10 protein-coding genes and 1 pseudogene are annotated in these 13,530 nt (G+C 72.4%); 6 read left to right on the top strand and 5 right to left on the bottom strand.

Features of this window, described 5'->3' with window-relative positions:
* Positions 1-18: 18 nt before the first annotated feature.
* Both NW895_RS38340 and NW895_RS38335 read right to left on the bottom strand, forming a co-directional pair.
* The gene (locus tag NW895_RS38340; RefSeq protein ID WP_289941643.1) at positions 19-1,599 is read right to left on the bottom strand and encodes a hypothetical protein; all 1,581 of its coding nucleotides are present in this window, start codon (positions 1,597-1,599) and stop codon (positions 19-21) included.
* Between the two features lie 146 nt (positions 1,600-1,745).
* Positions 1,746-1,997, bottom strand: coding sequence for a helix-turn-helix transcriptional regulator (locus tag NW895_RS38335; RefSeq protein WP_289941642.1), 252 nt, complete (start codon positions 1,995-1,997; stop codon positions 1,746-1,748).
* A gap of 32 nt (positions 1,998-2,029) precedes the next feature.
* On the opposite strand from NW895_RS38335, the gene map reads away from it, so the two are divergent.
* From map to NW895_RS38320, 3 genes and pseudogenes are all read left to right on the top strand, one after another.
* Positions 2,030-2,827, top strand: coding sequence for a type I methionyl aminopeptidase (map, locus tag NW895_RS38330; RefSeq protein ID WP_289941641.1), 798 nt, complete (start codon positions 2,030-2,032; stop codon positions 2,825-2,827).
* 63 nt (positions 2,828-2,890) lie between these two features.
* Positions 2,891-3,130 (top strand): annotated as a pseudogene (locus NW895_RS38325) (hypothetical protein); the annotation flags it as partial.
* A gap of 212 nt (positions 3,131-3,342) precedes the next feature.
* The gene (locus tag NW895_RS38320; protein ID WP_289941640.1) at positions 3,343-5,874 is read left to right on the top strand and encodes an ATP-dependent Clp protease ATP-binding subunit; all 2,532 of its coding nucleotides are present in this window, start codon (positions 3,343-3,345) and stop codon (positions 5,872-5,874) included.
* 12 nt (positions 5,875-5,886) lie between these two features.
* Here the strand turns inward: NW895_RS38320 and ggt are convergent, their stop codons facing one another.
* On the bottom strand, positions 5,887-7,695 hold the full coding sequence (ggt, locus tag NW895_RS38315) for a gamma-glutamyltransferase (protein ID WP_289941639.1): 1,809 nt from the start codon (positions 7,693-7,695) through the stop codon (positions 5,887-5,889).
* A gap of 153 nt (positions 7,696-7,848) precedes the next feature.
* On the opposite strand from ggt, the gene NW895_RS38310 reads away from it, so the two are divergent.
* Positions 7,849-8,604: a hypothetical protein gene (locus tag NW895_RS38310; RefSeq protein WP_289941638.1), complete on the top strand. Its 756-nt coding sequence runs from the start codon at positions 7,849-7,851 to the stop codon at positions 8,602-8,604.
* A 115-nt stretch (positions 8,605-8,719) separates the two neighbouring features.
* Positions 8,720-10,288, top strand: a complete 1,569-nt coding sequence (locus NW895_RS38305; RefSeq protein WP_289941636.1) for a CocE/NonD family hydrolase — start codon at positions 8,720-8,722, stop codon at positions 10,286-10,288.
* 45 nt (positions 10,289-10,333) lie between these two features.
* Here NW895_RS38305 and NW895_RS38300 read toward each other — a convergent pair whose 3' ends face one another.
* Together NW895_RS38300 and NW895_RS38295 are read right to left on the bottom strand one after the other, a co-directional pair.
* Complete coding sequence (locus NW895_RS38300) at positions 10,334-11,077, bottom strand: amino acid ABC transporter ATP-binding protein (RefSeq protein ID WP_289941635.1); 744 nt, start codon at positions 11,075-11,077, stop codon at positions 10,334-10,336.
* Between the two features lie 47 nt (positions 11,078-11,124).
* Complete coding sequence (locus tag NW895_RS38295) at positions 11,125-11,532, bottom strand: DUF6278 family protein (protein WP_289941634.1); 408 nt, start codon at positions 11,530-11,532, stop codon at positions 11,125-11,127.
* A gap of 179 nt (positions 11,533-11,711) precedes the next feature.
* Between NW895_RS38295 and NW895_RS38290 the strand changes: the two genes are divergently transcribed.
* The gene (locus NW895_RS38290) at positions 11,712-13,481 is read left to right on the top strand and encodes an SGNH/GDSL hydrolase family protein (RefSeq protein ID WP_289941633.1); all 1,770 of its coding nucleotides are present in this window, start codon (positions 11,712-11,714) and stop codon (positions 13,479-13,481) included.
* Positions 13,482-13,530: the final 49 nt, after the last annotated feature.

Below are 13,530 nucleotides of genomic sequence, written 5' to 3'. Positions count from 1 at the left end.
AGGAGGTCAGGGGTGGTGTCAGGCCGGGAAGCCGGCGACGCGGAGGGCGTGCACGAGGTCCCAGTGCCGCTCGTCCGAGACGCCCCGGGCGGCCTCCAGCAGCAGGGGCACGAGCGCCTGTGGATCGGGTGCCACGCTGCGGGCGGCCTCCTCCGGGGTGCGGACGCGGACGTACGCGTCGAGGAGCACGCGCACCTCGCGGTGACGGCCCTCGGCGACCAGCCCGAGCACGGACTGTCCGATCTCGGCGGCGGGCCGGATGACGCCCTGCCGCAGGATCTGCTGGCCGTCCTCGGTGCGGCCCGCCTCGACCAGCGCGTCCGCGGCGGCGACCAGCCGGCCGGCGGGCAGCGAGGCGGCCTCCCACAGCAGGGTCGCCCAGTCGGCTCCCAGCCCGGCGCTCTGCATCCCGGCGGCGAGCAGCGGGAAGCGGGAGGCGGGCCAGTAGGCGATCTCGACCAGCAGCGCGTGCGCCTCACCGGTGCGTCCCTCGCTCCGCAGCCGCGTCAGCGTCTCGACGGTCCGGCCGACCTCGCGCCAGTCCTCCGCGTCGAGCACCTCGGCCTGCGAGGCCCCCTGCTCCACGGCTTCCGCCGCCCCGGCGAACCGGGCTCCGCGCGGGGTACGGCGGGTGGTGGGCGCCGACGTGGGCGGGGCCGGTGCGGCGGTCGGCGGTACGACGACGGGGGCGGCCTCCTCCTCGGCCATCCCGGCGAAGCGGGCGCTGCCGCGTCGGCGTTTGCGCTGCTTGGGGGCGGGTTGCTGCGCTGCGGGGGGCTGGGGGTCCAGGGGCGCGGGCTGGGCGTTGCCGTACTCGCCGGGCGCGCTCCCGGTGGGGGCCGGGTGCCCGTGGCGGGGGTCGTGCGGGTCGGCCGCCGCGGCGCCGGCGGTGGCCTGCCGGCCGTCATGCCGGTCCGCCGCCGCGCCCTGGGAGGAAGCGCCGCGCTGCCGCGGCATGCTCGGGAATCCTTCGTCGTACGAACCGTGCCCGCCCGGACGCGCATCCTCCGCCGGGAATCCGCGGTCGATCCGGTGCACGGTGCCGTCCGCCGTGGCGCCTCGCCGCTGCATCTCCAGGCCGTGCGCCCGCCGGTCCAGCTCCGCCATCCGCGCCCGCAGTTCGGCGCACCGGGCGGTCGCCCGTTCGTGGTCGTCGCGGGCCCAGGCGAGGTCGAGGCGGAGGGCGTCGGCCTCCTCCCGGGTGGCGGCGGAGGCGAGCAGGCGGCTCAGTTCCGCCTGCCGTTCGGCGGCGTACTTCTGCTCGCGGAGCATGACGTCGAGCCGGTCCCCGAGGGCGTCCCGCCCGCCGGGCCGGGCGTCGTGGGCGGTGAGCGCGGCGGCGTGCAGGGCGCGGGCCCGTTCCCTCTCCGGGCGGACGACGTCGTCGCCGGGACCGTAGGCGGCGGCGAGATCCTGCAGGAGCGCCTCCACGACGTCCCAGGGCGGCACCTCCCGCCCGTCGAGACAGGCCTGCATGCCGTCCGGGTCGCGCTGCCAGAACACACCGCACCAGCCGCCGCCCTGGTCCAGGCGCGCCAACAGGCCGTCCAGGTACGTCGCGAACTCCCGCACCCGAGCCGGGAGCCGATCCACGGTCATCGCCCAACTCCCGCCAGACTGGAGCACTCCGTCCGGTAGCGAACACCAGCCGTGTTACAGGAGTGCTACGCCGATTTTTCGTGGGTGTGCGGAGGCATCGTTGCACGGGCGGTCAAAGCGGTGGCCAAGACCGGCTCTCCACCCGGTCAAACCGGCGCGAGCACGCACTGTCCGGCCAGCTCGTCCATCGACAGACCGAGTGCGCCGGCCAGCGCGGCCACGGTGAAGAAGGCCGGGGTCGGGGCGCGGCCGGTCTCGATCTTGCGCAGGGTCTCTGCGGAGACGCCGGCCCTCGCCGCGATCTCCGTCATGCTGCGGTCGCCGCGCGCCTCGCGGAGCAGCCGCCCGAGCCGCTCTCCGCGTTCACGCTCTTCCGGGGTCAGTGGGGTGCGCACCATGCCCCCATTCTAATACCGGTATAGTAATTGGCATGGTGGAGCTGAAGACGGACACATCGATCGACGCCATGTACGAGGCCGGCCAGGTCGTGGGCAGAGCCCTGACCGCCGTACGGCAGGCCGCTGACGTGGGCGTCTCCCTGCTTGAGCTGGACGCGGTGGCACGGGAGGTGCTGCGCGGGGCGGGAGCGACCTCACCCTTCCTCGGCTACCGGCCCGCCTTCGCGCCGACTCCCTTTCCCGCCGTCATCTGCGCCTCGGTGAACGACGCGATCGTGCACGGCATCCCGGACGGCTACCGGCTGCGCGACGGCGACCTCGTCTCCATCGACTGCGGCGCGCAACTGAACGGCTGGGCCGGCGACTCAGCGATCAGTTTCGTCGTCGGCCGCCCGCGCGCCGACGACGTGCGCCTGATCGACACCGCCGAGCGCGCCCTCGCCGCCGGTATCGAGGCGGCCGTCGTGGGCAACCGCCTCGGCGACATCGCCCACGCCATCGGCTCGGTCTGCCGAGCTGCGGGCTACGGCATCCCGGACGGCTTCGGGGGCCACGGCATCGGCCGACGGATGCACGAGGACCCTCCGGTGGCGAACGAGGGCCGGCCGGGGCGAGGCATGCGGCTGCGCCACGGCATGGTCCTGGCGATCGAGCCGATGGTGATCGCCGGCGGCGGGGACGACTACCACGCGGCACGGGACGGCTGGACCCTCCGCACGAACGACGGCTCCAGAGCCGCCCACGCGGAACACACGGTGGCGATCACGCAGGACGGTCCCCGCATCCTGACAGCGAGGGAAGAGGCCCGCATGTCACGGAGCGGGAGGTGACGCCCTGAGCGGCGCGGCACTGTTTCGCCATGCGGCTCCGCCGCCTGGGCGCGAGCAACCACACCGAACGAGGGCCGCCCCGGGCGAGGCACGCGGCTGCGCCACGGCATGGTCCTGGCGATCGAGCCGATGGTGATCGCCGGCGGCGGGGACGACTACCACGCGGCACGGGACGGCTGGACCCTCCGCACGAACGACGGCTCCAGAGCCGCCCACGCGGAACACACGGTGGCGATCACGCAGGACGGTCCCCGCATCCTGACAGCGAGGGAAGAGGCCCGCATGTCACGGAGCGGGAGGTGACGCCCTGAGCGGCGCGGCACTGTTTCGCCACGCGGCTCCGCCGCCTGGGCGCGAGCAACCACACGCGACCCGCGGCCGCCGGCAAACCCGTACCCCCCGAACAGCGGGCGCCGCTGCACATGCCCCTCGCAGAGGATCGTGCCATCGTTGCATGAGCGACCCCTCACACGGTTACCCGGCTCCGGCAAGTCGTCAGCGAAGGAACGGAAACCATGACGAGCGGCTACATAGGCCCGGAGGGCGACCCCTTCGCAGAATTCCTCGCGCGTTTCTTCGGCGGCCCCCGCCCCCGGCAGATAGACATCGGCCGACTGCTCAGCCAGCCGGCCCGGGAGCTGGTCCGCGGAGCCGCCCAGTACGCGGCCGAGCACGGCAGCCGGGATCTGGACACCCAGCACCTGCTGCGGGCCGCGCTCGCGACCGAGCCGACCCGGAGTCTGCTGAGCCGGGCCGGCGCGGACCCCGACTCGCTGGCGTCGGAGATCGACGAGCGGTCCGGCCCGGTCCAGCACACGAAGAACGAGGCGCCGGCGCCGACCTCGCTCTCCCTGACGCCGGCCGTCAAGCGGGCCCTGCTGGACGCGCACGAGCTGGCCCGGACGAGCGGCGCCGGGTACATCGGCCCGGAGCACGTGCTGAGCGCGCTGGCCGCGAACCCGGACTCGGCCGCCGGGCACATCCTGAACGCGGCGCGTTTCGCCCCCTCCGGCCTGCCGCCCGAGGCACCGGACACCGGGCAGGCCGCGCGCGGCGCGGAACGGCCACGGCCCACGAACACACCCACGCTGGACAAGTACGGCCGCGATCTGACCGACCTGGCCCGGCAGGGCCGTATCGACCCCGTGATCGGGCGGGACGAGGAGATCGAGCAGACCGTCGAGGTCCTCTCCCGGCGCGGCAAGAACAACCCGGTGCTGATCGGTGATGCGGGCGTGGGAAAGACGGCCATCGTGGAGGGCCTGGCGCAGCGCATCGCCGACGGGGACGTGCCGGACGTGCTGATCGGGCGGCGGGTGGTCGCCCTGGACCTGACCGGTGTGGTCGCGGGAACCCGCTACCGGGGTGACTTCGAGGAGCGGCTGAACAACATCGTGGGCGAGATCCGCGCCCACTCCGACCGGCTGATCATCTTCATCGACGAGCTGCACACCGTGGTCGGCGCCGGGGGTGGCGGCGAGAGCGGGTCGATGGACGCCGGCAACATCCTCAAGCCGGCCCTGGCCCGCGGCGAGCTGCACATCGTGGGCGCCACCACGCTGGAGGAGTTCCGCCGGATCGAGAAGGACGCGGCGCTGGCCCGCCGGTTCCAGCCGATCCTGGTGCCGGAGCCGACCACCGCGGACGCGATGGAGATCCTGCGCGGGCTGCGCGACCGCTACGAGGCCCACCACCAGGTCCGCTACACCGACGAGGCGCTGGTGGCGGCCGTTGAGCTGTCCGACCGCTATCTCACCGACCGCCGCCTGCCGGACAAGGCGATCGACCTGATCGACCAGGCCGGCGCGCGCGTGCGACTGCACGCCCGTACGAAGGGCACGGACGTACGGGCCCTGGAGCGTGAGGTCGAGCAGCTGATCCGGGACAAGGACCAGGCGGTCGCGGACGAGCAGTACGAGCAGGCCACGCAGCTGCGCGACCGCATCACCGAGCTGAAGCGGCGCATCGCCGAGTCCGGCGACGGAGAGGCCGACGAGGGGCAGAACCTGGTGGTCGGCGCGGAGGCCATCGCCGAGGTGGTGTCCCGGCAGACCGGCATCCCGGTCAGCAGCCTGACGCAGGAGGAGAAGGACCGGCTGCTCGGTCTGGAACAGCACCTGCACCAGCGGGTGATCGGCCAGGAGGAGGCGGTGCGGGTGGTCGCCGACGCGGTGCTGCGCTCGCGCGCCGGGCTCGCGAGCCCGAACCGGCCGATCGGCAGCTTCCTCTTCCTCGGCCCGACCGGCGTCGGCAAGACGGAGCTGGCGCGGGCGCTGGCCGAGGCGCTGTTCGGCAGCGAGGACCGCATGGTGCGCCTCGACATGAGCGAGTACCAGGAGCGGCACACGGTCAGCCGCCTGGTCGGCGCCCCGCCCGGCTACGTCGGGCACGAGGAGGCCGGCCAGCTCACCGAGGTGGTGCGCCGGCACCCGTACTCGCTGCTCCTGCTGGACGAGGTGGAGAAGGCGCACCCGGACGTCTTCAACATCCTCCTCCAGGTCCTCGACGACGGGCGGCTGACCGACTCTCAGGGCCGGACGGTCGACTTCGCCAACACGGTCATCGTGATGACCAGCAACCTCGGCTCCGAGGTGATCACGCGCCGCGGGGCCGGCATCGGGTTCGGCGCGGGCGGCAGCGACGCCGACGAGGAGGCCCGGCGGGAGCAGGTGCTGCGGCCGCTGCGCGAGCACTTCCGGCCGGAGTTCCTCAACCGCATCGACGAGATCGTCGTCTTCCGGCAGCTCAGCGCCGAGCAGCTGCGGCAGATCACCGACCTGCTGCTGGAGCAGACCCGCCGTCTGCTGAAGGCCCAGGGCATCACGGTGGACTTCACCGAGGCGGCCGTGGACTGGCTCGCCCAGCGCGGCTACCAGCCCGAGTACGGCGCCCGCCCGCTGCGCCGCACCATCCAGCGGGAGGTCGACAACCAGCTGTCCCGGCTGCTGCTCGACGGCCGCGTGGAGGAGGGCCGCCGGGTGACGGTCGACGTCGAGGACGGGCGGCTCGCGTTCCGCACGCAGGAGCAGCCCTCCCCCGAGCTGTGACCCGGGGCGCCGTCACGGCGCCGGGCGCACCACCATCGCCGAGCCGCCGCCCCGCCGTACCTTCTCGGCGGCGGCGAGCCACCTGCCGTTCGGCAGCCGCTGCACGCCCGTCGCCGCGCCGATCTCGGGGTTCGGTTTGAAGGAGTGCCCGATGGCCTCCAGTTGCTTCCGCAGAGCGCTGTCGTAGAGGCCGGGTTCGAGTTCGGTCTGGGCGGCGTTGCGCTGGCTGGCGCGGGGCGCGGCGATCGCGTCGACGAGGGGCAGCCCGCGGTCGAGGAACCCGGTGAGGGTCTGCAGCACCGTGGTGATGATGGTCGCGCCGCCCGGTGAACCGAGCGCGACGACCGGCTTGCCGTGCTTGTCCAGCACGATCGTCGGCGCGATCGACGAGCGCGGCCGCTTGCCCGGACCCGGCAGGTTCGGGTCGTGCACGGCCGGGTTGGCCGGGGTGAAGGAGAAGTCCGTCAGCTCGTTGTTGAGGAGGAAGCCACGGCCGGGGACGGTGATCCCGCTGCCGCCGGTCTGCTCGATGGTGAGGGTGTAGGAGACGACGTTCCCCCACTTGTCGGCCACCGTCAGGTGCGTGGTGTTCTCGCCCTCGTACGTCGTCGGGGCGGCCGTGCCCGCCGTGCCGCAGGCCGCCGGGTTGCGCGGGTCGCCCGGCGCGAGGGGGCTGGTGAGCACCGCGTCGTCCTTGATGAGGCAGGCGCGGGAGTCGGCGTACTTCTGCGAGAGCAGTTGCCTTGTCGGTACGTCCTCGAAGGCGGGGTCGCCGACCCAGCGTCCCCGGTCGGCGAAGGCGATACGGCTCGCCTCGATGTAGCGGTGCAGGTACTGCACCTCGCTCGCCTTGGAGAGGTCGGTCTTCTCAAGGATGTTGAGGGCCTCGCCGACGGTCGTGCCGCCGGAGGAGGAGGGCGCGATGGAGTAGACGTCGAGGCCGCGGTACGAGGTTTTCGTCGGCGCCTGGAGCTTGGCGCGGTAGGCCGCGAGGTCCTTCTCGGAGAGCTTGCCCGGGCGGGCGTTCCAGCCCGAGGCCGGGTCGACCGGCGGCTTGTTGACGGTGTCGACGATGTCGTCGCCGAGGTCGCCGTGGTAGATCGCGCCGACGCCCTTGCGGGCCAGCTCCTGGTAGGTGCGGGCGAGGTCGGGGTTCTTGAAGGTGGAGCCCACGACCGGGAGCTGACCGTCCGGCAGGAACAGTTCGGCGGTGGCGGGGAAGTAGCGGAACCGGGTCTCGTTGGCGGCGGTCTGCGAACGGAACGTGTCGTCGACGGTGAAGCCGTTGCGGGCGATCCGCTCGGCGGGCCCGAGGACCGTACCGAGCTTCCTGCTGCCCCACTTGTCCAGTGCCGTCTGCCAGGTGGCGGGCGTGCCCGGGGTGCCGACGCCGAGGCCGCTGCTGACGGCGTCGGCGAAGGCGATCGGCTTGCCGTTCTCCACGAAGAGGTCGGAGGTCGCGGTCAGGGGCGCGGTCTCGCGGCCGTCGATGGTGTGCACCGTACGGGACTTGGCGTCGTAGTAGACGAAGTAGCCGCCCCCGCCGATACCGGCGGAGTAGGGCTCGGTCACGCCGAGCGCGGCGGCCGTCGCGACGGCCGCGTCGACGGCGTTGCCGCCCTTCCTCAGGACCTCGATCCCGGCGGCGGAGGCGTCCGCGTCGACGCTCGCGACCGCGCCGCCGTAGCCGACGGCGACCGGGACCTTCGGTGGTGTCCCGACCGGCTTGCTCTGCGCGGCGGGTGGCGCTGCCGCCCCCACCGAGACCACGGCGGCCGAGACCGCCAGGACCGTCAGATTCCGAGCGACAGGACGACGCATCCGCACCTCCAGTGAAAGGCCGTTCGCGCAGCCTAATCCATCATCATGACCGCGTCAGGGAGCCACGCCCGCCCCGTGATCGACGAGGCGGGGCGGGGTGGTCCCGTCGGTACGGCGAACACCTGCGCGGTCGCGGCGCTACCATGCCCGCCCATGAACGACGACGTGCGCAACATCGTCCTCGGCGTGATGGCCGCCGGCATCAGTGCCGCGCTCGGCTGGGTGGCCCGGACCTACCTGTGGAAGCGGAAACTCCGCCGCAAGCAGGCCTTCTTCGGGCTGCCGGACAACTCCGAGTCGTTGCTGGTGGTGAACCGCGGTGCGGCCGGACCGGATCTGGCGGTGATGCGCTACGACGTCTTCGCGCTCCTCGAACTCGCCGCCCTCATCAAGGACTGCAGCGCCCACGCCCAGGTCGTCCCGCACGACATGGCTCGTCAGGGCTTCGGCGAGCGCACCGAGTTCTGTGTCGGCGGCCCGGCGTCGAACCGCCGTATGGCGGCGCACCTCGCTTCCCTGCTGCCGGGCGTGCGGGTGAACGTGGACGCCGAGCCCAGCCCGGACCGGGGCGCCTTCCAGATCGGCTCCGAGCGCTATCGCGTGGAGCCGGGCAGGGAGGAGTACGTGCTCCTCGCCCGGCTGACCGTCGGCCAGAACCGGAACACCCGCCCCGTCTTCCTCTTCTGCGGCCAGACCGCCATCACCAACCAGGCCGCCACCCGCTACCTCGCCCGCAACCACGAACGGCTGGCCCGCAAGCACGGCACCGGCTCCTTCGCCCTGCTGCTGAAGGTGGTCAACTCACAGGCGTACGGCCCGGACGTCGTCGAGCTCGTGGCCGACGTGACCCGGGCCGCGACGACCCCGCTGCCGACGCAGGCTCCCCGCAATACCCACCGCGCCTCCTGAGTTTCCGCACACCTCAACAATCGTTACTACCACGTAACTTACCGATGGGTTACCTTCGGTAAGCAGGCGCGGTTACCGTCTGGTCACTTTGCACTGACACGAGTGAGGAGTGACCGTGGGACACCATCGCAAGGCCCTGCGCACCACTGCCGTGGGTGCCGTCTCGGCGACCCTGATCGCCGGTAGCGCCCTCGGCCTCGCCCCCACCGCCCAGGCGGCCACACCCGGCATTCGCTTCGTCGACATCCAAGGCGAGGGCGGCACGGTCCTCAAGGCCAACGTCATCACCCCGGCGGGCGCCGACGGCACGCGCCGCTACCCCCTGCTCGTCATGCCCACGAGCTGGGGCCTGCCCCAGGTCGAGTACCTCGCGCAGGCGCAGAAGCTGGCGAACTCCGGCTACATCGTGCTCACCTACAACGTGCGCGGCTTCTGGCAGTCGGGCGGCGAGATAGAAGTGGCGGGCCCTCCCGACATAGCCGACGCGTCCCGGGTCATCGACTGGGCGCTCGCCAACACCCCTGCCGACGCACGGCACATCGGCATGGGGGGCGTCTCGTACGGCGCGGGCATCAGCCTGCTCGCCGCCGCACACGACAAACGGATCCGGGCGGTGGCCTCGCTGAGCGGCTGGGCCGACCTGATCGACTCGATCTACTCCGGCCGCACCCAGCATGTACAGGCGGCCGCCCTGCTGGACGGGGCGAGCCTGGTCACCGGCCGTCAGAGCGCCGAACTCCGGCAGATCTTCGACGACTTCTACTCCTCCAACCTGGCCAAGGAGGACGAGATCGCCACCTGGGGGAAGAAACGTTCCGCTGCGACATACGTCGACCAGATCAACAAAAACGGCGCGGCCGTCCTCCTCGCCAACGCCTGGGGCGACACGGTCTTCCCTCCCAACCAGTACGCGGACTTCTACGAGAAGCTGACCGGCCCGAAGCGACTTCAGCTGCGCCCCGGCGACCACGCCACGGCCGAGCTGACCGGGCTGTTCGGGCTCCCCAACGACGTGTGGACCGACACCGAGCGCTGGTTCGACCACTACCTCAAGGGCGAGGACAACGGGATCGACCGTGAGCAGCCCGTGCAGCTCAAGTCCCGCTCCACCGGCGGCTACGAGAGCTACCCCGACTGGAAGTCGGTCGGCGCGACCAGCCGGAAGATCGCGCTGGCGGGCACGACCACGATCCACGCCAACGTCGACTCCGGCGCGGACGGCGGAATCCTCTTCCTCTCCAGCATCCTCGACCAGGTGGCCCAGCTGCCCCCGGTCGCCTCGATCCCGCTCCTCCCCCGCCGCTGGGCGGCCGTGTGGCAGTCCCAGAAGTACGCCACGGCCCAACGCGTCCGGGGAACCGCCGAGCTGCACACCACTCTCACCCCGACCAAGGAGAGCGGCACCCTCGTCGCCTATCTCTACGACGTGGGACCGCTCGGCCTCGGCAAGCTGGTCAGCAACGCGCCGTACACCTTCCACGGGCGCACGCCCGGGAAGCCGTTCGACGTCGACCTGGAGCTGTTCTCCACCGCCTACGACGTCCCGGCCGGGCACCGGCTGGCCCTGGTCGTCGACACGGTCGACCCGCTCTACATCGAGCACAACCCGTCCGGCGCGCGGCTGACCTTCTCCTCACCGGCGGACGACCCGTCGTACGTGTCGATTCCGCTGCGCGAGCAGTGATCTCCGGCTGCCACCGGGCGGCACGGACGCGTCCCACTCCCCCGGTCAGTGCCTGAGGATCTTGGAGAGGAAGTCCTTGGCCCGGTCGCTCTCCGGGTCGGTGAAGAACTCGTCGGGGCCGCGGTCCTCCAGGATGCGGCCCTCGTCCATGAAGACGACGCGGTTGGCGGCTCCGCGGGCGAAGCCCATCTCATGGGTGACGACGACCATCGTCATGCCCTCGGAGGCCAGCTGCCGCATGACCTCCAGGACCTCGTTGATCATCTCCGGGTCGAGGGCGGAGGTGGGCTCGTCGAACAGCATCGCCTTGGGTTCCATGGCGAGGGCCCGGGCGATGGCCACGCGCTGTTGCTGGCCGCCGGACAGCTGCGCCGGGTACTTGCCGGCCTGGTCGGCGAGGCCCACGCGGTCGAGGAGCCGGCGGGAGCGCTGGTCGGCGTCCTCCTTCCGGCGCCCGCGGACCTTGATCTGCCCCAGCGAGACGTTCTGCAGCACGGTCTTGTGGGCGAACAGGTTGAAGGCCTGGAAGACCATGCCCACGTCGGCACGCACGCGGGCGAGGGCCTTGCCCTCCTCCGGCAGGGGCTGCCCGTCGAGGACGATCGTGCCGGACTGGATGGGCTCCAGCCGGTTGATCGCCCGGCACAGGGTCGACTTCCCCGACCCCGAGGGGCCGATGACCACGACCACCTCCCCCTTGCCGACGGTGAGGTTGATGTCCCTGAGGACGTGCAGCTCCCCGAAGTACTTGTTGACGTCACGCATCTCGATCAACGGATCGAAGACCATACCCAGCCCTCCTCACGGTCGGCCTCACGGTGGTCCGGGTCAGGGGTTCACGCCTCGGCGACCTCCGCGTACAGCTGGGAGAGCTCGGGCACGCCGCTGACGGCCCACGCGTGCCCTGAGGACACGACGTCGAACTCGCGACCGGAGGCCAGCCGGACGACGGGCTGGCCGTCCGGCCAGATCCGCCAGGCCGCGCCGGGCACGGTCCGCACGATGACGGTGCCCAGGTAGAGACCGGCGTCGTTGCCGAGCCAGGGCAGGATCTCCTCGTCGTCCCGCCAGCGCGGCACCAGCTGGTCGAGCGCCTCCAGCGAGGCCGCCGAGTCGTCGAGTCGGACGCCCTCCCGGGACGCCTGGGAGCGGAGCAGTTCGCACTCGGCGAGGAGATCGGCGATGCCCTCGGGATCGGGGGCCGCTGATTTCTCGCGCCGGTTGCCCAGGAAGGGGATGTTCATACCTCCAGCCTGTCATTCGTACCGCCGTGCGCACCACAGGCGCGCGGACGGTCGATTCCGGTCGACCGGTCGACTTCACGCCGACTTCCCGCATGATTCGTTGACGGGTCACGAGGGTCTCCCTAGCGTCGCGATGCGTCTTTCGTCGCGTCGTGTCCCGTGTGCGGGAGGAGTCGGCCGTGCGCCGAAGTGGCTGGAGTTCCGCGGTCGTCCTCGCCCTGCTCGCCGTCCTGGCACCGGCCGCCTCCGCGCGGGCCGCCGATGCCGACGGCGCGGGCAGACCGGGGCCGCTCCCGCTGGAGCGGCTCTTCGACAACACGGCCGTCAGCGACGACAGCCGGCCCGGCGAGGCGGATTTCGACGGCTCGGGCGCCTCGCTGTCGGCCCAGGACCTCGGGGCCGCGGGCTGGACGCCCGGCCGCACGCTCACCGTGCAGGGCGCCCGGCTGACCTGGCCGCGCCGGCAGGCGGGCGAGCCGGACAACGTCCGGGCCGACGGGCAGGCGGTACGCGTCACCGGGCGCGGCGACGCCCTCGCCTTCCTGGTCGCGGGCACCGACGGCGGCCAGGTGAGCGGCGCGGGCACGGTGGCGTACGCGGACGGCACCCGCTCCCCGTACCGGCTGACCGCCCCCGACTGGCGCACCGGCCCGCTCGCCACAAAGGTGGTGGCCCTGCCGCACGTCAACACGCCCGGCGGCCAACTCACCGAGAAGGCACGGCTGTACGTGGTGACCGTGCCGCTTACGCCGGAGCGCGAGGTGGTCTCGGTGCGGCTGCCCCGCGCGGCCGGCCTGCATGTGTTCGCGCTGTCCGTGCGGTCCGTCGCGCGAGGCTGGACGGGCAGCTGGGCGGCGTCGACGTCCGGCTGCACCGCCGTGGGTCCGTGGACCGACCGGACACTGCGGCTGGTGGTGCACACCTCGACCGGCGGGCCTCGGGTGCGGCTGCGGTTCGACAACACGTTCGCGGCGGGCCCGGTACGGATCGGCAGCGCGACGGTGGCGGTGCAGGCGGCGGGCGCCGAGGCTCGGGGCGCGCCGGTTGCGCTGTCGTTCGGCGGGGCGGCGGGCGTGGAGGTGCCGGCGGGGGCGCAGGCCTACAGTGATCCCCTCGCCTTCGAGGTGCCGGCCGACGCCAACCTGCTGGTGAGCTTCCACCTGCCCCAGGCGGTGCCGGCGGCGCCGGTGCACCGGCTCGCGCAGCAGCGGTCGTACATCAGCGAGCCGGGCGATCACACGGCGGACGGCTCCCCGGACGCGTACACCTCGGTCCTGACGAGCTGGCCGCTGCTGACCGGGGTGGACGTCGGCGGCGGCCCGGGGTCCGTGGTGCTGCTCGGCGACTCGATCACCGACGGCGACAAGTCCACGCTCGACGCGAACCGGCGGTGGCCCAATGTGCTGGCCACACGTCTGCTGCGCCAGGATGTGGTCCCGCACTACGGGGTGCTCAACCAGGGCATCTCGGGCAACCGTGTGGTCACCGACCGCTATCCCGGCGACGGGGTCTCCACGGACACGGCCGGGGTGAGCGCCCTCCACCGGTTCGACCGCGATGTCCTCGCCCAGACGTCGGTGCGTACGGCGGTGGTGTTCGAGGGCGTGAACGACGTGCGGTGGGGTGCGTCGGCGGAGCAGGTGATCGCGGGGCTGCGGGAGCTCGCGGACCGGGGCCACGCGCGCGGCCTCAGGATGCTGGCGGCGACGATCCTGCCGTGCGAGGGCGAGGCGCGGTGCACGGCCGCGGTGGATGCCGAGCGGGTCGCGGTGAACGAGTGGCTCCGGGACGCCGAGACGTTCGAGGGCGTGCTCGACTTCGACGCGGTCCTGCGGGACCCGCAGCGGCCGGCCCGGATCCTGCCCGAGTACGACAGCGGCGACCACCTGCATCCGGGGGACGCGGGGCTGGCGGCCCTGGCGGAGTCGGTGGACCTGCGGCTGCTGTGACGGCCAGTAATGCTTCGATACGTTGAGTGATATCGGCTGATCGTGGGGC

It is taken from the genome of Streptomyces sp. S.PNR 29 (assembly GCF_030386795.1).
Classification (GTDB): Bacteria; Actinomycetota; Actinomycetes; order Streptomycetales; family Streptomycetaceae; genus Streptomyces.
This window is presented reverse-complemented; position numbering and strand designations above follow the sequence as displayed.